The organism is Bacteroides sp. D1, assembly GCF_000157095.2.
GTDB lineage: Bacteria > Bacteroidota > Bacteroidia > Bacteroidales > Bacteroidaceae > Bacteroides > Bacteroides xylanisolvens.
Genome location: NZ_JH114332.1, coordinates 265313 through 288157, shown reverse-complemented (window position 1 = coordinate 288157; position 22845 = coordinate 265313). Strand labels below are relative to the sequence as shown.

Sequence of the window (22845 nt, the reverse complement as noted above, 5' to 3'; positions counted from 1 at the left end):
CGACCTTGTTATGCACCATGTAAGGAAACTAAAGAACTTGCAGGGAAAGGAAAGCTGGGAACGACACATGATTGCCCGTAAACGCAAGACGATTGCCGTGTGCAGGAGTTGTCACAAGAAGATACATGACGGAAAGATAGACTGAAATTAGTGGAGAGCCGGATACGCTGAGAGGTGTAAGTCCGGTTCGGGGGCGAGCATTTGGAAACCTACCATAGAAATATGATAAGGCGCTGGGTGCTTAGCCTACACAAAACGGTTAGAAAGTATTTTGGTGAGGCCGTTGTCGTCACTCAAGAACTGGACGATATTGTATCAAGTCCCATTATCAAAGACACCATTATCAACAATGCCGATTGTAAGATTCTGCTGGATCAGCGAAAGTATATTAACAAGTTTGACTCCGTACAGTCCCTGCTCGGATTGACCGACAAAGAGAAAGGGCAGATATTGTCTATCAATCAGTCCAACGATCCGGCACGGAAGTATAAGGAGGTTTGAATAGGCTTGGGAGGTGTCCGGTCCGCTGTCTATGCCACAGAAACCTCTGTCGAGGAGTATCTCACCTATACCACGGAAGAAACCGAAAAACTGGAAGTCACACAAATGACAGAGAAGCTGGGCGGCAATATGGAGCAGGCTATCCGAATGTTGGCAAGTGAGAAGAAAAAGAAAAAATAAACGATTAAAATAAAGAAGCAATGAGAAAGAGAATTATAAGCATGTTGTTTGTCCTGTCGGCCTTTATAGTACCGGCAAGCGTACAGGCACAGTGGGTGGTGTCCGATCCGGGCAACCTCGTCCAGGGTATCGTGAACAGTGTCAACGAAATAGTGGAGACCTCGGAAACGGCGCAGAATGCCCTCTCCACATGGAAGGAGACCTCAAAGATTTTCGAGCAGGGGCGTGAGTATTACGACAAGCTGCGCAAAGTGAACGACCTGATCAGCGGCAGCGAGAAAGTCAAGGAGTCCGTCCTGATGCTCGGTGATATCTCCGAGATTTACGTGAACAATTTCGGCAAGATGCTAACCGACAAGAATTTCAGCCAGCGGGAGCTGAATGCGATAGCTGCCGGTTATAACACCATCATGAAGAAGAGCAGCCGCAGCATTACCGAGCTGAAGAATATCATCAATCCCACCGGCATGTCCATGAACGACAAGGAACGCATTGACCTGGTGAACCGGGTATACAGGGAAATGACACATTACAAGGAATTGGCCAACTACTACACCCGCAAGAACCTGCATGTATCCTACCTGCGTGCCAAGGAGAAGAACGAGCAGCAACAGGTATTTGACCTGTACGGCAAGGATGAGCGTTATTGGTAGTCTACAATTTTAAAAGAATCAATTATGGTATTATTATCCATTTCATTTGAAAATATGCACCAGATTCTTCGGAATCTCTATGATACGATGACCAAACTCTGCCACCCGATGATGGACATGGCGATGGCACTCGCTGCATTAGGAGCTTTGTTCTATATCGCTTACCGTGTCTGGCAGTCGCTCTCCCGTGCGGAGCCCATCGATGTCTTTTCGATGTTACGGCCTTTTGTCCTGGGCATGTGTATCCTTTTCTTTGACGTGATGGTGCTGGGAACTCTCAACGGTATCTTTAGCCCCATCGTTCAGGGAACCGGAATGCTGCTCCGTGACCAGACCTTCGACTTGCAGAAGTACCAGCAGGAGAAGGACAAGCTCCGTGCGGACATGATGGCTAAGACGATGATGACCGGACGTGTCTTTGCTTCCAATGAGGAGCTGGATGCGGAACTGGATAACATGGACTGGAGTGAGGAGGAGCATACGGCCTTGCAGACCATGTATGAGGTTTCGTATGCCTTCTCCCTGCAAGGTATTGTCCAGATGGTCATGCGCAAATTGCTGGAGATTCTCTTCCAGTCCGCTTCGCTGGTCATCGACACGATCCGTACCTTTTTCCTGATAGTCCTAAGCATTTTGGGACCGATAGCCTTTGCCCTGAGTGTTTTTGACGGACTGCAGAACACGCTTGTCCAATGGCTGGCACGCTATATCAGTGTCTATCTCTGGCTACCGGTGGCTGATCTCTTCGGGGCGATGCTTGCCAAGATACAGACGCTAATCCTGCAGGAAGAGATGAACCTGATGGCCGATCCGATGAGTGTCATTGACGTGGACGGTTCCTCGGCCATCTATCTGATATTCATGGTCATCGGCATTATCGGATATTTTTGTGTGCCCACTGTTTCGAACTGGATTGTCCAAGCGGGAGGTATGAGTGCCTATAACCGGAATGTCAACAATACGACATCCAAGGTGACCAATGTAGCCGGTGCTGCGGCGGGTGCTTCGACGGGAAATGTCGGTGCCGTATTATTGAAAAAGTAGAAATTGAAAAAACATAAAATTATGGAATTTAAAAGTTTTAAAAACATCGAATCCTCGTTCAGGCAGATCCGCCTGTTCACGTTGGTCTTTCTGGGTATTTGTGCCTCACTGACTACGTATGCCATCTGAAAGTCCTACCTCTTTGCTAACCAGCAACGGGAGAAAGTATATGTATTGGATCAGGGCAAGTCACTCATAGTGGCGTTATCCCAAGATGCGGCATTGAACCGTCCGGTGGAGGCCCGCGAGCATGTGCGCCGCATGCATGAACTGTTCTTTACGCTGGCTCCCGATAAGGCCGCTATCGAATCCAATATCAACCGGGCCATGTATCTGGCGGACAAGAGTCTTTATAGTTATTACCGGGATTGGAACGAGAAAGGCTATTATAATCGTCTGATCAGCGGTAATATTAACCAGACTGTCCTGGTAGACAGCATGCAGTGTGATTTCGATAACTATCCGTACCGGATCACCACCTTTGCCCGGCAGATGATTATCCGAAACAGCAATATCACCGAGCGTTCCCTGGTCACCCGTTGCTTCCTGCAGAGTACGGTCAGGTCGGATAATAATCCGCAAGGCTTCATGGCGGAACGCTTTGAGATTTTGGAAAACAGGGATATAAGGACCGTTGAACGCTAATATATTAAGGTAATGAAAAGCAGGAAGATAAAGACAGAGATCAGCGAAAAACTGAAGAACGTTTGCGAGGAGCTGTCCGAAAAAGAGCGTAAGGGAGTGCTTGTGGGCATGCTGGTTACCAGTACCGTTCTATGTGGTATCACCGTAGCACGCGCTTTCGGGCGTTTTCTCTCTCACGGCACACAAAAGGAGTTGCCGTTTGTCCATCCGGTGGACTCCCTCCACCGGGCGGATAAAGACAGTATAATGTATCACCCTAAAACCAACGAGTAATGGAAGATAAAGATTTGGAAAAGCCCGAAGCGGCAGAAGAAACGGCGGTACAGCCGGAAAACGGCAGAGCCTTGAAGGAAGAACCTGAAAAAGAGAAGAAGGTGCTCACACCGGAAGAGATGGAAAAAAGAAGGAAGTTCATTGTGATTCCGGCCTTTGTGCTGGTCTTCCTGGGAGTCATGTACTGAATATTTGCCCCCTCCGGCAAGGAAAACGAGACGGAAGCCCCCGGAAATTCAGGATTCAATGTGAACGTACCCGAACCTACCACTGCCAAACTGGTGGATAAGAAGACCGCTGCCTATGAGAAGCAACAGGCGGAAGTGGAGGAAGAAAGCCGGATGAAGTCGTTGGAGCAGCTTGCCGGGACATTAATGAACGAAGGAAAGGGGGCATCCGATACCGGTGAAAAAGAAAAGGACGGAGACCGGTTGCAACAGTCCGTTAATACCTACGAGCAAATCTCCGGGCAGTTGAATGACTTCTATGAGACTCCCAAAGAGACGGCAAACAGCGATTTGGAAAGAAAAGTAGATGAACTGAACAAAAAGCTGGAAGAGGCGGAAAAGGAGAAGAACAAGACGGCTACCCGAGAAGAACTGATGGAGCGGTCCTACAAGATGGCGGCAAAGTATCTGAACCCGGATAAGGATACGGTCCAGGAGAAAGCTGTCGGAAAAGAACCCACGGAAACTGTTCCGGTTCAGCGGGCGGAGTATCAGACGACCTCCGGCCTTTCACAACCTGTTACGGATTCCGCCTATATCGCTTCGCTTACTGTCGAGAGGAATTACGGTTTTAATACTGCTGTCGGGAACAGCTACCAAATGGGGACGAATACCATCGCCGCCTGCATTTCGGAGAACCAGATCATTGAACAGGGAGGCAGGGTAAAACTCCGGTTGCTGCAACCTCTACAAGCCGGCAACATTACCGTTCCGGAGAACAGTCTGGTAACAGGTGCGGCGGTCATACAGGGAGAGCGTCTGGATATCCTGATCAGCAGCATCGAGTATGCCGGGAATATCATTCCTGTTCAGTTGGCGACTTACGATATAGACGGGCAGAAAGGTATTTTCGTTCCCGGATCGGAAACCCGCAATGCGGCAAAGGATGCGGCTGGAACGGTCAGCGAGAGCATGGGAAACAGCGTTTCGTTTGCACGTTCTGCCGGACAGCAGGTGGTCATGGACCTGACGCGCGGAGTCATGCAGGGCGGCACGCGGTTGATCACCGGACGGGTTCGCGCGGTCAAGGTGACACTGAAAGCCGGATATAAGGTGCTGCTGGTCACAAAGAGACAATAACGGATTATTCACTTTAATAAAAAAGACAAGACAATGAAAATAGTTATAGCATTCTTGATGGCTGTTCTGGCCTCGGTATCCGGTTTTTCACAGGAGGAAAGGCCGGTAAATCCCGTCAGGATTCTGACGGCGGGCCAGCATATCATCCCTTATAAAATAGAGGTCACTTTTGGGAAGACGGTGTATATCCTCTTCCCTTCGGAAGTGCGCTACGTGGATTTGGGCAGTAACAATATCATCGCAGGCAAGGCTGACGGAGTCGAGAACGTGGTACGTGTCAAAGCGGCGGTGAAGGAGTTTCCGGGAGAGACGAACTTCTCCGTGATTACAGGAGACGGCTCTTTCTTTTCCTTCAATGTCGTTTATAAGGAAGAGCCTTCCACACTGAATATCAATATGGACCAGTGGATGAACCCGGACGAGGGAGAAAAGAAAGGAGGCAGCTCCATCCGTGTCACGGAACTGGGCGAGGAAGATCCGACGGTCATTGCCAGCGTGATGTACACCATCCACCGGCTGGACCGTAGGGACGTGAAGCATATCGGATGCAGGCAGTTAGGGATGCAGGCTCTTTTAAAGGGCATTTATGTGCATAAGGACCTGATCTTCTTCCATGTTTCCCTGACGAACAATTCCAATGTGCCTTTCGATGTGGATTTCGTGCGATTTAAGATAGTGGATAAGAAGATAGCCAAAAGGACGGCTCAGCAGGAAACTTATATTGAACCGGTACGCACGCTCAATGCCCTGACACGCATCGAAGGAAAGAGCACGGGACGGATCGTGTATGCCTTTCCGAAAATTGTCATTCCTGACGACAAGTTGCTGGAAGTGGAAATTTACGAGAAAGGGGGAGGCCGTCACCAGCGGTTCTATATTGAGAACAGTGACCTGGTGGACGCGCGTATTGTGAATGAATTAATCGGTGAGTAATCATGAAAAGAGTTTTATTTATTTTGTTATGCATTTGTCTGCCCTTTGTGGCAGGCAAATCTTTTGCCCAGCGTTACCTGCCGGGGCAGAAAGGTATCCAGCTTACGTTAGGCGGTGTAGACGACTTCGGTTCAAATGTGAAGCATCTGCATGGTAATTTCCAGGTCGGACTGGCTCTGAGTCGGTATAACCGGAACCATTCCCGCTGGCTGTTCGGGGCGGATTATGTGAAAAAGCACTATTCCTATAAGGATGTTGCGATCCCCAAAGCGCAGTTTACCGGGGAGGTAGGTTATTTCGTGCCGTTCATCTCGGACCGTGGTAAGAACGTGTTCTTCTCTGCCGGTCTTTCCGCTCTGGCGGGTTATGAGACGACCAACTGGAACTGCAAGCTGCTCTATGACGGGGCGACTTTAAAGAATGACGGATGCTTCATTTATGGTTTTGCCCCGGCTTTCGAGATGGAGGCGTTCCTTTCCGACAGGCTGGTTTTTCTTTTCAATGTCCGCCAGAGGATATTCTTCGGATCATCCGTGGGGAATTTCCACACGGTGGCAGCTGTCGGTGTCAAGTACATTTTCAATTAGCGGCAACAGTATGGAACAAGGCAATTGGAACGTGGATGAGATGCTTCATTGGCTGGATATGAAAATAAACCGGGAAGACCGGAACATACGTGAACAAAGCAAGAAGATGAATGAGAATTTCCTACACTTTTTCGAATGGAATGCGGAGAGCCTGTATAAGTCTCATTTTATGTCCGGGTGTTATAAGATACTCCGGCAGGCGGTGGACGGGGCAAAGGGCATGGATACGGTTTGGAATATTGTTGAGGACAACATTGCTTACTGTGAGAACAAACTGTTGAACGGTCAGGTGGATTGTAACAGTTCCAGCCGGACAACGAATGTTGCCCATTTCCTGAAGTTGGAGTGTATGCAGCAGTTAGTTAGGGATTACCGGGAATTCGCGAATATCCTTGCGCAAACGCCTCCCGAAGAGAATTTGCAACAGACGGCTAATAAAACAGAAAAGAAGAGAGAAGAGCCGCCTGAAAGAAAGATAAAAACGGGCATCAGGCGTTAGCCGACAACGGACTCAATCAAGTAAATTATTCATTTAGTAATACGTAAAATCATGAAGATGAAATTAATAATAAGTGGTATCATGCTCACATTGCTTTGCCTGCTGGGTGGCTGTGATGATAAATTGGAAGTACAGCAGGCTTATGATTTCTCGCTAACGTCCTGGTATCTCCAGAAGACCATTTCCCCGGATGAGACCGTGGAGATTCGTCTGACACTCAATCGTAGCGGAAACTATGAGGAAGCCGGCTATCAAATCGGTTATATACAGATGGAGGGTAGCGGCGAGGTGTACGACAAGAAGAAGGTCTATCTGGTGAACCGGGAGATGCAACCGTTGGATTCGATAGCGGAGTTGGATGACAGCGATCCCTGCCGCCAGGTATTCACGCTCTTCTATCATAACCGAAGCAGCAAGAATGCGGAAATTAAATTCGTGATAGCGGATAATTTCCATCAGGAAAGAGAACTGGATATATCCTTTCAGAGCGAAACTGAAACGGACATGGAACTATAAATCGGACAACAATGGATAAAAGTGATTTAAGGATCGAACAATTGCAGCAATATCTTGACAAGAAGAAAGGGGTTGTGGAAAGCGATATAAAAGAGTATAACCAGCAACTGGGAAAAAACTATCTTCATTTCTTTGACTGGCATGCCGATGACTTGTATAAGGCCTGTTATATGGATAAGAATTATAAGGCCATTCAGGAGGCGATTGATACCGCTGAAACGCCGAAGGACATTGAAGGCTATTTGAAGCGTTGTACCCTGTATATAGAAGAAGATCTCCTGAACGGTCCGCTTGTCAAGAAAAGTACCAACCCGATGTCGAATATGGCCCATTCCCTGGAGATGGAATGCAAACAGGAGTTACTGAAGGACCTCCGGTATTTAAACAGGCTTCTTCAGAGTGAGACTGTAAGTGAAAGAATAAGGCCGCAAGAAGCACCCCGACAAGAAATTGTGCCTGTGAAAGAAAAGAAGAAAACGGGACCACGGTTGAGATAGTATCAATTGAAAGCAATAAAAAAGCTACTGAATTTTTGTTTCAGTAGCTTTTTTATTTATCCCGGTCTTATATTCCGGCTATACCAGATAAGCCTCAAAAAGATAATGTATGAATAACCGGCCCTTTTCCGTCCAGACCGTCAACATGGCCGTGCCTGTTTCTCCTGTGCGGCTTTCCCATACATGGGTCCGGGTTGCCGTATAGCCTTGATTCTGGTAAGGAGCTTTGAGCAGCCACTGACCGGATTGACGGAACTGGATGCCTGCCCATCGGAGCCGCTTGTTCAACATTCCGGCAGTCATTCCCAATTCTTTCGCTATCTGTGTGGTCGTGTAGGTGCTTTGGGATTGCAGGACTTTGTCGTAATACTGAACTTTTGGGGCCTGTAGCTTGAGTTTCAGGATAGCATAGTTGTTCTCCTTCTCCAATGCTGAAATACGGCTGTCTCGCTCTTTTATACGGTTCTGTGCGAGCAATATGGCACGCGCAAGCAGTTCATTATCCGTTTCGCCATTCTTCTTAAGAAGATAGCCACCGTTCTTTAGTGTTTCGGGAACCAGTTCATCAAATATCCAGCTTTCGAATTTCTCAGCGGAAGGCAGCTTGCTACCGGCAATCAGCCGGTATACGTTTCCTTCGCTGATGTACTTGATTTTCTGGACGGCACTGCGTGTAGGGGTGTCGTAAACCACGACACCCATTGGTTTACAATGTCTTACGACGGCATCTCTCGGATTGGAGTAGCCAAGTGCGGCGGCAACATCCGAGGCGCAGAACCATATTTTCCCGTCAATTTCCAGTGTCCGGATGCGTCCGAACTCGGGATGTTCAAATATCGATACTTTATTCATGACTGTTTAATTTATAGGTTTCTTCTATTGCTTTAAATATCTCGTAGACTACCTGGGGGACGATAGCGTTCCCGTATCCTTTAATGGATGCCTGTCTTCACCGAGAAAAGGAGATACCGTCCAATCGGGTGGAAAGCCCATCATCTCGGCTACAAACAGGGGATTGAGTTGGAAACTCTTTCCAGTCCGGGCGAAGAAATCCGGAAGGCTGTTCTTCTGTGGTATCTTTCCCCGTTTCTTCAGGTTCTCCAGTGAAGGTGCGCCTTTCCAATCCCGCGCTGTCGGTGTCGGCATCACTTGTCCTTCTGCCAGCCATTGTAGGATCGATTCTTCCAGATTGTTCCCGTCCGTGTTTTCCAGCTCAGTATTGTCCGGTATCGGTTCCGGTAGTATCCCGTAAAAGTCCAGAAAATCCGTCAGGCCGTTGGGATTCTTCTCTCCGGCTATCTGGGCATGGGGTGAGGATAAATTCATCGATTTCCATTTCCTGACTCTTTCGGCATGGTGTATCTCTGTTGCCACTGGCGTTGGCAGAAGCATTCCATGGATTATCTCCGGTAGTCCCTGCTGCCTGCTGCCCGGCCCCCTGCGCTTGTAGTCCTGTGCCGTCACGGTGGGCAATAAACCAAACTCTATCCCGTCTGTGAGGTGCACCGACGGAACAAGCCGGTATAAGTACCGGCTGGACGGAATATCCTTCGCGTTCAAGATCACGGCAAATGGTTTCAACAACATATTGCTGTCGTCTTTTAAATACAGGCTCACTCTCTCCGAATAGAGTGGATTGACTTCCCACTTCAGTCTCCTGACCGGGCTGTACCATCGTGAGGATGCCAGCAACGTTCTCACCAATGACCCAATCGGGCCTGATCTTATGTATGGCCCTGAGCATGTGAGGCCAGAGATAGCGGTTATCATCCGCTCCCTTTCTTTGGCCTGCGACGGAGAATGGTTGACAAGGAAAACCTCCTGTAAGGACATTGATTTTTCCTCTCCATTCCCTGAAATCTGTCGTTGTGACATCTGTATAACTTTTCGCATCTTTAAACCAGTAATTTAGAATGGTATTACAAAAATCGTCTATCTCGCAATGGAAGGCATTCTGCCATCCCATTCATTCGGCAGCCAGGTCTGGGGCGCCGAATCCACTAAACAGGGAAGCGTGTACCAGACGCTTCCGCTGTTTCTTGTCTTGCTCTTCTTCTTTCATTGTTTATTCATTATTTAGAGGTTCGAGGTTCATTACTTTTTTGTCGATCTTACGATAGATGCTCCCCATCTCCAGCATATTTTCCAATCGGAGCAGGTCCGTGATTTCATAGACGGTCATCCCTTTCTGTGTCGTGAAGCGGATATATCCTTTCTGTCGCTGTATCTCCACTTCTTCGGGAGTCATGTGCAGGACTTCACAGATTTCCTGCAAGGTCAGGGTAAGGCTTACTTCCTTAACTGTGTAGATGTAAGTCAGGATGTTCAGCATCTGGAGGCATTTGCGGTGTGATTTGACGAGTGCTGCGAATTTGTTTCGTTCTATGACGATTACTTTACTTTGATTTTCCATGTGAATTTTTATTTATGAGTTAATAGAATCGGATATGAAATCTTCGTTTAGACATTCTTCTCTCAGGAATTTATATACGTCAGAAGCCCAGAAGTAAATCTTGCCGCTGAGTTTGAAAAATGGGAGTTTCCCGGAATTACGCCAGCGGATCAGTGTCCGGTCGCATACTTTCAGCATCAGGCGCATATCCCGGCTGTCCAGCATTTGCTTACCGTTGAAACTGGTTACTGCTTCCAGAGCCGTTTCCAGCTTGGCAATCAGTTTTCGTTGTTCCTCAAAGTTGTCCTTTATCATTGCTTTGAGTATCTCAATATCATTTCTGTTCTCTTCCATACAATATTCCTTTGTTCTAATGGGTTATTTTTCTTTCTTCGGTTGCAAAGTTTTCAAAATTAGGCATGAAAAAATAGGGCTGACGGTAACCGCCAGCCCCACATTTTCCTTGTAACTCACTTGGTATCAATGTGAATTTTCAGAATATTTTTTCTTCATCAGGATAGAAAGGGGAATACACGCAATTCTCCTTCTTAAAAAAGAGACTGATAGAATGACAGAGGATATCGGATAAAAAAAGGCTGACAATTAATTGTCAACCCTTCTATAAATATGCTATGATTAACTTGGAAGCATCAAAAACATTGCTTACCTTTGTGTTACAGAGATATTTGAAATTATGCAGAGCAATGCAATGTGTAGCTGAACTTCCACTACTATATCGTTACCTGCATCTTTATAAAAACACTTTTAATCGCTGATTTATAAAAGATTAAAACGAACTACACTCTTTTAAGCAGGGGAACTAATTGTTTCACACCGAGAAACTAAAAGTTCACTACAGTTCCGTGGCAAAAAACAATTCTTTCCAAAGGAGAAGATAAAACCCGGCAAGTAGGAAAGGATTTCTTTATCTTATCTTTTTTACCTATTTTTGTATCGGTAAAAGAGATTAAAGGAGAACAATAAGATACAGTAAGAATGAAGAAACTAGTTATATTTGACCTGGATGGAACATTGCTGAATACCATCGCCGACCTTGCCCACAGCACCAATTATGCTTTAAATAAATTAGGATATCCCACTCATGAAATAGAAAAGTACAACTTCATGGTAGGCAATGGCATCAATAAACTCTTTGAATGCGCATTGCCCGAAGGAGAAAAGACGGAAGAAAATGTACTTCGTGTACGCAATGAGTTCGTTCCTTATTACGATATTCACAATGCAGATGATAGCCGACCTTATCCGGGCATTCCAGCGTTATTATCTTATCTGCAATCCGCAGGTATTCAGATTGCCGTAGCTTCCAACAAATATCAGGCCGCTACCGAAAAGCTGGTTGCCCACTACTTTCCGGAAATTCATTTCACTGCCGTTTTCGGTCAACGGGAAGGAGTCAATGTCAAGCCTGATCCAACAATTGTTTTTGATATATTAAAACTTGCCAATGTACGAAAAGAAGATGTTCTTTATGTAGGCGATTCCGGTGTAGATATGCAAACAGCAGCCAATGCCGGTGTAACTGCTTGCGGAGTGACATGGGGATTCCGACCACGTACGGAACTGGAAGAATTTAATCCGGCATATATGGCAGATGCTGCCGAGAAGATAAAAAAAATGGTCCTTTAATGATGATATCCTTATAAGAATAATTATGATTCGGCAAGTAAAACTTCAATAGTCTCAATAAGTTCTCTTGCCGGAGCTTTTATCGTACTGATTTCATCCTCCGATATTGAATAAATGCAATTATAATCCCCTTTTTGCCGTAATTGTTCCATACGCGCCAAAAAACTTCCCAAACGTGCACTAATTTTGCCTGTTTTTATAAAATTCAAGCCAAAGCAAGCTATCAACCCATCATGGGTTTTACATGATAATCCATTTTGTATTAATAAAGCCTGAACAGCATGAAAACAGGCATAATAATATCTATTGGAAGCAATATCCCAATACTTCATATCAAACATCTCATCTGCTTGTTTCAAAAATACTTTAGCTTTCTCCAGCTGTAATATCACCAAAGAATTACGTTCTTCATCTGTCAATTTCATACTAATTCAATTCCTTCCTGCTCTACATTTTTATAAAATGGCGTAATACAACTTGCAGCCCATTCTTTCATCGTATACATAATCGGATTAATCCGCGCTCCCAAGTCCCATCCCAACATAGTTAAGGGAAAGCTTACCTTATCATAATCTTCAGGCTCCAATTTTTCTTTATCCAAGATAATCAAAATATCCCAATCAGAATCAATCCGTGCATCCCCACGAGCTTGAGAACCAAACAACAAAGCCTTTCCACCTTTTGGTAAATGCTCTGTCAATGCCTGCTTAATAGACTCTAATATTTTATTTGTATGACTTTTCATATTCATTTCTCTTTTGTTGTACTCTTTTCTACAAAGATACAATAAATATTAATTCAAGAATAAGATAACGCTAATATCTATAGTCATTTATTCTCAAACATTTCTAATGCAATCTTATAATGAGACTAACAATCTGAAGAGAAAAGTTATTATTTTGTAAACACAATCTCTCCTTTACGTCCGCCACCACGAAGAAAGATTTCATAAGTATTATTACCTGATTCTTTTATTTCCAACAGATCCAAATCCGTATTTTTTGTTTGTTCTCCGCGTATAACTGTTTTTAATACCCCGCCTGCTTTCCGCCCAGTTGAAAGTCCTCCTTTCCAAGTGAGTATATATTGTTTTCCTTCTGTTAGATTAGTTATTGCTACTTTTTCTGTAGCCAAAGTCATGCACCAGTTATTGGGCTGTTCAAGTTCGACCGCAATATCCCAGATGAAATGAGGAGTTCCGGTTATACCCGTTTCTTCCGTAATAACATCTTCCTTGCTACATGATGCGATAAGCACACAAAGCAACAGGAAAAGCATTGCTTTCCTAAATACATCCAATGGTCTGTTTATGATCGTTTTTCTATTCATATTCTCTTTATTTTATGAATCGGTTTCATAATTCTACATTTCTGCGTTACCTTATCACTTTCAATTTAGTTACGCCACCATTATCTGTTGTCGCTTTCAAATCAATTTCTCCCTTATAGGCCGATAAATCCACTTGTCTATCAGAGAAAGAGACTGCCTTACCATTAATATAGAAGTACACAAATGCTTCTGCGCCATGACCTACTATCTTTGCCACATTTCCCTCAACAAGTATTGCCGCATCTTCCAGCCAATCGTAGCTAGTATCTTCACCACCCCCGGTAAGAAAACAACCCATTCCAGCATTATATAATTTACTATTCGTCTTCAGCCGCAAAAATTCTACATAAGGAAGACTTCCGTCTGACTTACGAGGCAAGGTAAGCTGGGAAGCATCCAAACTAACAAAATCATCATCCGTCACAGCCATGTCTACCGGAAGAAAAGAGTTGTTTGCTATTTCACATTCCGCTTGATTAACGTCTATGATATGTTTTCCCGAAGACCTCGGTGTATGTGACAAGTTATTCATTATAATATGACCATATCCCGGCACATCAACCGCTTCCGACGCAGTCTTCCTGTTCAACATACAGAAATTGGACGGGTTCTGATAACCCGTATTATTATACCACGCTATCCCTCCTAAATGATGATTGGCATAAAACCCCTTATTCTTATTCATATAAGCAAGGCAGTACTGAACAATGTGCATAGGAATCACACTTGGTGCTTTAGGACTATCACTCATCCCATATCCCCCGGACTTAAACCCAGTGCCATCACCAGCTTTACCCCCGTCTTTCGTATATCCATTCAAGAAAGACCAACAGTTATCAATGGTAAAAACCGCCTGGCAGTTAATCAAATCAAAACCATCATCACTGTTATACCACGCACGACACCCCCGGAATACATTGCCCGTATATTGGGGAGAAGTGAGATGTCCACCGAATCCATCTACATTTCCACCTTTACCGCCGTCGGATACAGGATCATAATTATTATAGGCATCGCAATTCAGCACCAGATTGTTCTTACCCGTCACTATATAGAAACCGATCGCCATACCGTCATGCATCGACAGATGTTCGTAGATATTATCACTTCCCCCTTCATTGCGGAAACATTCGGACTGGGTATGTCCCACAATAGTTACTTGTGTTCCCACCACCTCTATATTTCTGAAATGCAAATAAGAGCCACTTACATAAAACACAATAACACGTTCATTTTCCGGCTTTACCGCCGAAAGGTCAAAAACCGGACGCTCATTTTTATAACCGGAGTAACAAATTCGTTTGTCCGGTCCAGTTCCACTCTTTGACATTTTAAACACCCGGCTCCAAGTAGTACTTCCCGCAGTATAATGTTCCATTATCTCTGCTTCCGTCACTCGATATGTACCTTGCCGGATATATACAGTATCTCCTGCCATCACTTTTGATTGTGCTTTACCCAACGTGGCAAAAGGCTTATCAATCGTCCCACTGTTTGAATCGCTTCCATTAGTAGCCACAAAATAATTCGTAGCCGAAAGAGAAAAGAGGAAACATCCTATAAAAAAAAGAAGAAGGCTAATACGTTTCATTGTATATTAAGTATTATGTAGCAGCAAAGCTACTGTTTTTTATACCATAGGAGCTGTAATATCGTACGTAAAGAATAGAATTTTGTCTTTTCTACTTCAATTATCAGACAAATTCCAGCATTAACAATCATAGTTCATAATAACAATAGTTTGATATAAGGATAAAAATGCATCCTTTATATACAAATTTGCAGGTGAATACTCTCCCAATCCACTTCCTTTGTAGAAAGAAAATATTCAATCTTTATAACAATATAATTATGAAAAACTTATTTTATACGCTTACATTTTTTAGTTTTGTCACAGCTTGTAGTGATAATTCAGTCCAAAATCCAACACCACCTCCCGTGTCTGATAATGGTGATAACAATAATATGCAAGTTGTTGAGTTTCTAAGAAATCGTGCTATGGTGGCAAGTTATAACACTATCTTTCCTAATAAAGAAACAGAAAGAATAGAAAGAAAAGGCGTACTACTCAGCTGGAGATGGCTTTCCACCGATCCGGACGATATTGGTTTTGATATCTACCGCAAAGAAGGTAACTATAAATTCCAAAAGCTAAACAAAACTCCGATTATCAATAGTTCTAATTACAAAGATTTAACAGCAAACATTAATAAGATTCTCAAATACGAAGTTCGACAAGCAAATACCAATAATATTTTATGTTCATGTAACTTTACTCCGGAAATGGCACAGAACTTTTACCGGACGGTCCCATTAAACAATAATAATCTGCCATATCCCGATTTAGTATATAAAGCTTCGGATGCAGCTATTGGCGATTTAGACGGCGACGGAGATTATGAATTGGTTCTGAAACGTGAAGTGTCACCTCTTGACAATGGTAGCACGGGAATTGGAATTACTCCCGGAAGTTGCCTGTTAGAAGCATACAAGCTAACAACCGGGACATTTTTATGGCGTATCGATTTAGGCTCTAATATCCGGCAAGGTATTCATTATACTCCCTTCATTGTATATGACCTGAATGGAGATGGCAAGGCGGAGATCGCAGTCCGCACCTCCGAAGGTACCGTTTTCGGGGACGGAACGAAAATAGGCGATGTCAACCAAGATGGAATAACCGACTATGTAGACAGGGCTCCCCAAAGTGCCACTTATGGCAGAATTATCACAGGGCCGGAATTCTTATCTATCATTGAAGGCAGAACCGGAAAGGAAGTAGCCCGAACCGACTATATCTACCGTGGTGAAAAAAATAAATGGGTGACATATTGGGGAGATAATTGGGCAAACAGGATGGATCGTTTTCTGATGGGAGTCGGACACTTCAGATCTCAAAAAGGAATTCCAAGCCTACTCATGTGCAGAGGATATTATAAGAACTACCAGATTGTAGCTTTAGATTTTACTGATAACAAAATAACAGAGCGATGGCATTTTGATACAGCTGACAACTATTCGGATTATATAGGGCAAGGTAATCATAATTTAGCAGTCGGAGATATAGATGATGACGGAAAAGACGAAGTCTTATATGGGGCATGTGTCATAGACCATAACGGTAAAGGGCTATATAGCACAAAATTAGGACATGGTGATGCCATGCATTTGGGCAAATTTGATCCTACACAGGAAGGGTATCAAGTAGTAGTCTGCCATGAAGAACCCAAGGAGTATGGAAATATTGGAACAGAATTCCGGGATGCCAGAACGGGCAGGATATTACATTATATTCCCGGAAACGGCAAGGACGTAGGACGTTGTATGGTCGCAGATGTTGATCCGGACAGTCCCGGATGTGAATATTGGTCGTCAGAACCGGACGGTGTCATGTATTCCTGCAAAGGAAATGAACTGACAGGTAAAAGGGCACCTATAGCCAAAGGTGGTGATACATCATACAATATGACAATCTGGTGGAGTGGATCATTAAACAGGCAAATGCTTGATTACCTCGTTATTCACAGCTATACCGACGGACGTTTGTTCAATGGCAGCGATTGGGGTGTAAAAACAGCCAGCGGAACCAAAAACAATGCCTGTTTTTATGGCGATATTTGGGGAGACTGGCGGGAAGAAGTTATCTTCGTTGATGAAAATGATACAGAGCTAAGAATCTTTACTACTGATTTTGAAACCGACTATCGTTTCCATCCTCTAATGGACGACCATTTATATCGTTTAAGCGCTACACATCAGAACATAGGTTACAACCAGCCCACTCATCCGGGTTACTATATCGGTTCTGACTTGAACAAATAAAAAAGAAAGGCGTGTATGCTTTCCGCAAAGAACATACACGCTTTTTATAAAACTAACCCTATTCAAAACTCTATCATTTCCTTACCTCAATAAATATCAGAAAGCAAATACATATCGGGAGCTTACTCCAGGTCTGTCGTATTTCAATCCATCAACTTTGGTACTTCCACTGCTTGTCAACTGTACTCCAAATATACTTGTATTATTACGCTCTGTAGACGACCAATAATACATGTCATTTTTCAGTCCGTCACTACCTGTTATTTTTCCCAACTGCGTATTCATCGTTTCCCAATTAGTTACCATTGCCCTCAAATCACCGACAGAAGGAATAAACCAACCGGAAGAAATACTCGGAGCAACCAAATTATAGTTATTCAAGGAATTCACTAAAAGTGACTTATTCTTTGCTTCCGCATATTTTTTAATTACTTCCGTGTGATTATACCCTAATCGCTGATCCCTCGACGTACCATTCAATGTTCCGGTAGACGCCGATCCATCCCATCCCATCGGACTTAAATCAATATAGGAATTTCTTTCGGCAAACTCTGTACGATACCAAACTCTTATTTCATCTTTCTCCCCAAAAACAATATTGGTATTCTCTTTCAGCCCCAAAACCAATCCATGGGTACAGCCCGGATGATCACGCAATAATGCATCCTGACGTTCAGAATAAGTAAATTCATTATCTTCTGTAAAAGGATATAACACAGAAGGCATCGGATTACCAACAAAATAAACGACTCCTACACAATCATCGCTAACAGGAGCATTATCGTCAACAGAAGCCAACGCGCCATTAGAATATATCAGATCACCCACTTTCAACTCATGATCCACAGTTTGCAGTCCTCCGTCTATCTCACAATAAATATACTCTCCGGCTTTCAACTTTGTCGCATCTATCGAGTATTTTTTAAGCCCGTTGTCTACTGAACTGATAAAACTTCCTCCTATTTGCTCTACTTTTTTTGTCGGATTTACCAAAACACGGTAAGTCGTTGTTTCCTTATCATAATAAGGAATGATCACCTGCTCACCAATAGAAAATTTCACCTCTCTCAAAGATACACTGTAAGATGGCAGTTCAGGAGAAACCTCATTAGTGAAATTATAAGTAACAGAAGGCAGTTCGGCTACCATCAAGGCCATCCGATGATTCATTACAAAAGTTATTGTACTTCCGTCTGCTGAAGCCTCCCCTGTCATTAAATCATTATTTGTATATCTGTCACCACTCAGATCTGTGTCAACAGTCCAGTTCCCCACAATCGTTTCAAACGGATCCTCCTTCGTCATATCTATAGTTATATTTTCCTTATAAGGATAATACGCATAAAAAGTCACGGTTTCCAAATCTTCCGTACACGAAAGACGTCCTCCGTCAATTCCCCATATTCCATCATTATACGTCGCAAGGACATTTTTAATGAAAACTTCCTTATCACTATTTACCGCAAAAATACCAATCGCATCCCCGTCCGAAAAAGTTGTCTTGTAAGTCACATCAGTGACAGCACGACTTACATTGCCATTTTGTTGAATACTGGAATCAACCACCTCAATCTTTAATATATTACTATTGACGGCCAGCTTGGCATCCTCATCCTGCGAACATGCCACCATCAGAAAAGAACCGAGCAATACATAAATTACAAAAATGAATTTACAATATCTCATAATATTTCTTCTTTTAAATGTTTAATTATCATATAACTCCATACTTATTGACCTGCCCCCCTGACTCACAATAGTTTGAGTATTTCCCCCATCCCATTGTACATCTCCTGGTTCAACTCCTGTAATAGTATTACCGTCACTTGTATTAATTTCCTGACGATCTCCTTCAACCCATCCCTGAACTTCTCCTGATTCGACAGTTACATAAATCGTTTCATCCCTCTCACTGATTATTACAGTGTACGGATGTATGTGTCCGGGAACCAGGTCCATCTCACCAATCTTCTTGATAAAAGATTTCCCGCCCATTTCTATCTCAAAAGTAACCTCTGAAACTTTTTGAGGAAATACAATCAATGAAGTCCGCATATTTTCACCGGCCATAACCTTCTGAGATAACGCCAAAGCCGGTGCATCTTCGACAACAGCGGTCGTGCCGTCTATTGTATTGAAAGTTCCTTTAAGTTTCAAGCCAATCAACGTATAAGTTATGTCATCCAACGTCAAACCGTCTTTTCCTTCAAAAGAAAAATCAATCCTGCTCATCTGATGCGAAAAAGCAAAGTTGACATCCGGATTGTTCCGTCCGGCTTCCGTAGTCGCATAAAGAAAATCAATGGACATTTGCTTTTCCTGTGTTTGTTTATCCGAAGTCGTTTCCACTGTTATACAATCGGCAACCATAACGGAAGTCTCCGTAAATGGATAATAGGCGGACAATACATGTTCCTGTTTTCCCAGGAAATAAATAGACCGATTCTCGTCAAATGCTGCAAACGAAGATAAATTTCCTGTATATTTATAGGAAATATTTACATCATCTTCACAAGTTACCCCTATACGATCACCATCAGTCCACGTAGTACCAACAGTCCGGGACTTCTCCACAACCTCCGTGATTGTTCCCGAGATTGCCGCTTTCACCCCGACGATATCATCGCCGGAGTAATCATAGCTGCTACATCCCCAACATAAGATAGACAATGCAGCAATAAATGGCATTTTTCTTTTCATAAGACTATAATTTAACAAGTTATATTTTCGGAATAAAGACTGTTATTGTAATGTTACGCTCATCAATCCAATCACTACATCATTAGCAACGGTTTCCAATGTCAGTTCTTTCAGAGTCTTATTCTTGTCCAACGGAATATCCAGCATGACACCGGCGCCACCTTCAAATCTGCGGTCGGCAGATCCGCGAAGTTTCAAAGCCTTTCCCAAATCACGACTCACGATTCCTGTTTTTAAATGAAACCGATACGGGCGAGGTCTGGGAGCATCAAAAGCAAAATCATCCAGATAAAAGTCCTGCTCAATCGGACACCAATTATCAGGGTTTACCAATTCCAGCACCTCTGAAGTTCCATCTGTATAATATACACGTACAATTCCGTTGGCTATCCGGCACTGCATATGATTGGTGCTCCCTACAAGCAACAAATAAGCATGGGAAGCTTTTCCAGAGAGAGGAACCTTCACCATATCCGGATAATTATCCCATAAAGAAGTGTAAGCGATATTGTTACCTTCTTTCATTACACGGAAAGGAATACCAAGTGAAGTTTTATACATATTATCCTTCACCAAGCTACGTAAGCCGGAATCATCAATTTCAGCAGTCAGCAATGGATGGCACCATTCTCCAATTCCCTGAGTCGGTAACTGCAAAGTTGTATAAGGAGAACGTGGAGATAAATACTCATTTTTAAAAATATCCGCTACAGAAGAATTAAACTGCTTATCCATGTTTACCACACGACATTTACCAGTTTCAATATTTTCAAATCCATTGTATACGACTTGAGGAACATTGACATAGACATTGACAGGTTGCCACCATTCCATATTCCCTTGACGAGTGTACACAAAGAAAGTATGATGTCCTTTCTTATCTTTATTCACTTTCGACGAAAGCTTGGTTGTGTTTACCTTCTTCGTTACCAGAACATTTTGCGGGTCATATACTTTAAGAAACGAAATACCCTGAGGAGCGTTCAAGTCTACCTGTCCTTCCAGCGTAGTAACAATTTCATCATTTGCAATCTGTTGTAAGACATTACCTTCCCATTGAATCTCGATTTCAGCTTTGGTGACAGCCGGTACAGAAACAACAATCAGAGGATACCCATTCGCAGCTTCTTCCGTCTTCCATTTCACAGCTTTTCCATTCACCTTTACCAAACGGATCTTATCCTTCACTGCATTCACTTGCAACGTCAAGGCCAATGGTTCTTTGAAACGTTGTGTCACATTATAAATATCCATATCACCCTTACGTAAGAATTCATAAGCTAAATCAGCCATTGACATAGACGCCTTATCCCACGCCATAGGAAATCCCGGGCGGATCACCAATTTTCCATTCAGAGCATCCGGCGAAACGCCATACAAGCCCTGTATCAAAGTGCGGGATGTTATACCTATTTGGTCTGCAAAATCACGGTAAGTTTCCCGGCGAACAGCATCATACAAACTTATTTGTCCGAAATTGCCAGGACTTTTCCCAAGGTACATCCCATCCAGAATAGAACCTTTCAACAAATTAAAACCATCGTCTCCACGCCCTGCCTGAAAAAAAGCAAGCGCAGTATGCATCACCTCGGCAAACGCCACATTATTCACACTCCACACATAAGGCATCCAGTTCGTAGTGGATAATGTTTCATAATCACGATCCAACCCATCTGCAAATACCGGAATATGCGGAATAGAGGTATCGACATACCGGGTTGCCTGATAAGCCTGGAAAGGATCGGCTGTTTCACTATCTATCGCGTGATAGATAGTCCACAAACCAGCGCTTTCATGTAAACGCTTATGCCCCATGAAATCTTGAAACTCGGCCCAATGCCCTTTATCTTTTATCCAAAGCCTTTCATTCATCGCTTTCAATATCTTATCCGCCTCTTTTTCATAGGGAGTAGCATCTTCCCCTATCTTTTCAGCCAGCATAGCGGCCAATTTATTAGCACGATAGTTATACGCTGACGAATGAGTTACAGCTCCACTGTTATAATAAAGTGCATCACTGGCCCAAATACAGCAATAAGCATCATACAGCCCGTCATTATCAGGGTCATAATTCAATTTTTCCCATGCCAGATGACTAGTCAATACAAGCCACATTTTACGTACATAGTCCAAATCGCCGGTCCAGTTGAAATGCCAGAGCAACTCATCAATGTAGCAAAGATTCATATCATAATGATGCATTTGATCCTTTCGGTAAGGAGTACGGCAAATATACCCGTTACTGTAATGCGGGGTACCCCATTTTTTTACCGAACGTGCCAAATGTAAAGCAGTATCCTGTGTAGGATGAGGTATTGTCGCAGGGACATCCGTAACCTGACTTGCTGCATACGAATCGAAATGCGTACGAGCCCTATCATGCCAGCCAATAAAATCACCGATATAAGCAGCACGCCAGCCATTTAATTGCGAACGCCAGCCAATAGCGCCGTGAAGCCATATTTTGCCATCCCATATTCCATCAGCGGCAGCCGCCAAAGCCCCTCCCAATGGATTAAAATAGGGATCCGGAGTAGAAATCTGAAGAGATGACTCTATCTCCGAACGCCACTTTTCAGACTTATCGTATAGGGAAGTTCCTTCAACAAGAGCTGGTAAACGTAACTCCTGATCTTCCACAACAATATAAGCAGTCGTTCCATCCAAACTCAATTTATAATGTTTCTGTTCTTTCGGAAGTTGGGGAGCATCAAAACTATCAGCACGATCAGCACCCATATCACCATTGCGGCTTAAATTCTTCGCTCTAATCTCTGAAATATAGCAATGTAAAAGAGCCCCCTCCGGCATATCCTTCATTGTAAACCGCCATATCCCTCCTTCTGCGTCAGGAAATGCCAGTACGGAGATATTTAATTCACCTTTGCCCAACAAAGGATCTGTCAGACGATAAGTACGCCTTCCCGCCCTGTATCTGGCCTCACAAAATTTTAAAGAATCAAGGGCTATACTTTGATTACCACATTGCAAGCGAAAACAGATATGCTTACTATCCTTCGGCTTATAAGCAGCAAACACAGGCCGGTCGCTCGTTTCAATCCTAAAGTCTGTAATACCTCCGTACAATGCACGAGTATAGCGATTCTTGCCGTTCACACAAACAAAATCATTACCATCCGGACGATATTGTATAGTACGTTTTATCCCTTTTTTACGTTCAATTTGGGAAATTGTCTTTGTTATATGCGCCCCATCTGTCGCTGCTTGTACAACAAGTGAGAACGCAGAGCACATCAGAAAACCAATCAAACAACTTTTATTCATATTTTCCTATCCTATATTTATTACATTTACTTCAA

At 43.5% G+C, this 22845-nt stretch carries 24 protein-coding genes and 3 pseudogenes; 15 read left to right on the top strand and 12 right to left on the bottom strand.

What is annotated here, in order from left to right:
- The 13 genes and pseudogenes from BSAG_RS26145 to BSAG_RS17520 all read left to right on the top strand — a co-directional run.
- Positions 1-145: hypothetical protein (locus BSAG_RS26145; RefSeq protein WP_410491976.1), on the top strand; the 145-nt coding region annotated here is incomplete at its 5' end.
- Between the two features lie 101 nt (positions 146-246).
- Positions 247-681 (top strand): annotated as a pseudogene (locus BSAG_RS25475) (conjugal transfer protein TraG); the annotation flags it as partial.
- Between the two features lie 20 nt (positions 682-701).
- A complete protein-coding gene (locus BSAG_RS17495) occupies positions 702-1334 on the top strand; it encodes a DUF4141 domain-containing protein (RefSeq protein WP_004318720.1) in 633 nt (210 codons plus the stop codon).
- A gap of 24 nt (positions 1335-1358) precedes the next feature.
- Positions 1359-2378, top strand: coding sequence for a conjugative transposon protein TraJ (traJ, locus tag BSAG_RS17500; protein ID WP_004313646.1), 1020 nt, complete (start codon positions 1359-1361; stop codon positions 2376-2378).
- Between the two features lie 21 nt (positions 2379-2399).
- Positions 2400-3023: pseudogene (traK, locus tag BSAG_RS0222710) on the top strand (conjugative transposon protein TraK).
- 12 nt (positions 3024-3035) lie between these two features.
- A complete protein-coding gene (locus tag BSAG_RS17505; protein WP_004318726.1) occupies positions 3036-3296 on the top strand; it encodes a hypothetical protein in 261 nt (86 codons plus the stop codon).
- The gene (locus tag BSAG_RS0222705; protein WP_004308045.1) at positions 3296-3484 is read left to right on the top strand and encodes a hypothetical protein; all 189 of its coding nucleotides are present in this window, start codon (positions 3296-3298) and stop codon (positions 3482-3484) included. The genes BSAG_RS17505 and BSAG_RS0222705 overlap by 1 nt, the downstream gene beginning before the upstream one ends.
- Positions 3485-4603, top strand: coding sequence for a conjugative transposon protein TraM (gene traM, locus BSAG_RS0222700; RefSeq protein ID WP_008771112.1), 1119 nt, complete (start codon positions 3485-3487; stop codon positions 4601-4603).
- 33 nt (positions 4604-4636) lie between these two features.
- The gene (gene traN / locus BSAG_RS17510) at positions 4637-5536 is read left to right on the top strand and encodes a conjugative transposon protein TraN (RefSeq protein ID WP_004313783.1); all 900 of its coding nucleotides are present in this window, start codon (positions 4637-4639) and stop codon (positions 5534-5536) included.
- 2 nt (positions 5537-5538) lie between these two features.
- On the top strand, positions 5539-6123 hold the full coding sequence (locus BSAG_RS0222695; protein ID WP_004308048.1) for a conjugal transfer protein TraO: 585 nt from the start codon (positions 5539-5541) through the stop codon (positions 6121-6123).
- Positions 6124-6133: 10 nt separating this feature from the next.
- On the top strand, positions 6134-6622 hold the full coding sequence (locus tag BSAG_RS0222690; protein WP_004308049.1) for a hypothetical protein: 489 nt from the start codon (positions 6134-6136) through the stop codon (positions 6620-6622).
- 51 nt (positions 6623-6673) lie between these two features.
- Positions 6674-7138, top strand: a complete 465-nt coding sequence (locus BSAG_RS17515; protein ID WP_004308050.1) for a TraQ conjugal transfer family protein — start codon at positions 6674-6676, stop codon at positions 7136-7138.
- 11 nt (positions 7139-7149) lie between these two features.
- Positions 7150-7635, top strand: a complete 486-nt coding sequence (locus BSAG_RS17520; RefSeq protein WP_004318733.1) for a hypothetical protein — start codon at positions 7150-7152, stop codon at positions 7633-7635.
- 78 nt (positions 7636-7713) lie between these two features.
- On the opposite strand, the gene BSAG_RS17525 is transcribed toward BSAG_RS17520, so the two are convergent.
- The 5 genes and pseudogenes from BSAG_RS17525 to BSAG_RS17535 all read right to left on the bottom strand — a co-directional run bounded on the left by BSAG_RS17525 (position 7714) and on the right by BSAG_RS17535 (position 10381).
- Positions 7714-8487, bottom strand: coding sequence for a phage antirepressor KilAC domain-containing protein (locus BSAG_RS17525; protein WP_004308051.1), 774 nt, complete (start codon positions 8485-8487; stop codon positions 7714-7716).
- 48 nt (positions 8488-8535) lie between these two features.
- Complete coding sequence (locus tag BSAG_RS26025) at positions 8536-9252, bottom strand: hypothetical protein (RefSeq protein WP_240346886.1); 717 nt, start codon at positions 9250-9252, stop codon at positions 8536-8538.
- A pseudogene (locus tag BSAG_RS26020) lies at positions 9134-9601 on the bottom strand (DNA cytosine methyltransferase); the annotation flags it as partial. The gene BSAG_RS26025 and the pseudogene BSAG_RS26020, both read right to left, overlap by 119 nt.
- Before the next feature lie 99 nt (positions 9602-9700).
- Entirely contained in the window at positions 9701-10048 is a 348-nt protein-coding gene (locus tag BSAG_RS17530) for a hypothetical protein (protein ID WP_004313787.1), read from the bottom strand.
- Positions 10049-10060: 12 nt separating this feature from the next.
- The gene (locus BSAG_RS17535; RefSeq protein ID WP_004308054.1) at positions 10061-10381 is read right to left on the bottom strand and encodes a helix-turn-helix domain-containing protein; all 321 of its coding nucleotides are present in this window, start codon (positions 10379-10381) and stop codon (positions 10061-10063) included.
- 642 nt (positions 10382-11023) lie between these two features.
- On the opposite strand from BSAG_RS17535, the gene BSAG_RS17540 reads away from it, so the two are divergent.
- Positions 11024-11674, top strand: coding sequence for an HAD family hydrolase (locus BSAG_RS17540; RefSeq protein WP_008018244.1), 651 nt, complete (start codon positions 11024-11026; stop codon positions 11672-11674).
- A gap of 23 nt (positions 11675-11697) precedes the next feature.
- On the opposite strand, the gene BSAG_RS17545 is transcribed toward BSAG_RS17540, so the two are convergent.
- The 4 genes from BSAG_RS17545 to BSAG_RS17560 all read right to left on the bottom strand — a co-directional run bounded on the left by BSAG_RS17545 (position 11698) and on the right by BSAG_RS17560 (position 14594).
- The gene (locus tag BSAG_RS17545) at positions 11698-12099 is read right to left on the bottom strand and encodes a HEPN domain-containing protein (RefSeq protein ID WP_004313789.1); all 402 of its coding nucleotides are present in this window, start codon (positions 12097-12099) and stop codon (positions 11698-11700) included.
- Entirely contained in the window at positions 12096-12419 is a 324-nt protein-coding gene (locus tag BSAG_RS17550) for a nucleotidyltransferase domain-containing protein (protein ID WP_004301671.1), read from the bottom strand. The genes BSAG_RS17545 and BSAG_RS17550 overlap by 4 nt, the downstream gene beginning before the upstream one ends.
- Positions 12420-12568: 149 nt before the next feature.
- Positions 12569-13003 carry a hypothetical protein gene (locus BSAG_RS17555; protein WP_004313791.1) on the bottom strand — a complete coding sequence of 145 codons (435 nt, stop codon included), beginning with the start codon at positions 13001-13003 and terminating at the stop codon, positions 12569-12571.
- A 46-nt stretch (positions 13004-13049) separates the two neighbouring features.
- Entirely contained in the window at positions 13050-14594 is a 1545-nt protein-coding gene (locus BSAG_RS17560; RefSeq protein ID WP_004313792.1) for a right-handed parallel beta-helix repeat-containing protein, read from the bottom strand.
- Between the two features lie 260 nt (positions 14595-14854).
- Here BSAG_RS17560 and BSAG_RS17565 point away from each other — a divergent pair, with 260 nt between their 5' ends.
- A complete protein-coding gene (locus BSAG_RS17565) occupies positions 14855-16825 on the top strand; it encodes a rhamnogalacturonan lyase (protein WP_008997388.1) in 1971 nt (656 codons plus the stop codon).
- 96 nt (positions 16826-16921) lie between these two features.
- On the opposite strand, the gene BSAG_RS17570 is transcribed toward BSAG_RS17565, so the two are convergent.
- The 3 genes from BSAG_RS17570 to BSAG_RS17580 are packed head-to-tail and all read right to left on the bottom strand — an operon-like array spanning position 16922 to position 22810.
- Positions 16922-18511, bottom strand: coding sequence for a fimbrillin family protein (locus BSAG_RS17570; protein ID WP_004308514.1), 1590 nt, complete (start codon positions 18509-18511; stop codon positions 16922-16924).
- A gap of 21 nt (positions 18512-18532) precedes the next feature.
- Positions 18533-19525 carry a fimbrillin family protein gene (locus BSAG_RS17575; protein WP_004316918.1) on the bottom strand — a complete coding sequence of 331 codons (993 nt, stop codon included), beginning with the start codon at positions 19523-19525 and terminating at the stop codon, positions 18533-18535.
- A gap of 42 nt (positions 19526-19567) precedes the next feature.
- Positions 19568-22810 carry a DUF4450 domain-containing protein gene (locus tag BSAG_RS17580; protein ID WP_008018608.1) on the bottom strand — a complete coding sequence of 1081 codons (3243 nt, stop codon included), beginning with the start codon at positions 22808-22810 and terminating at the stop codon, positions 19568-19570.
- Positions 22811-22845 lie beyond the last annotated feature (35 nt).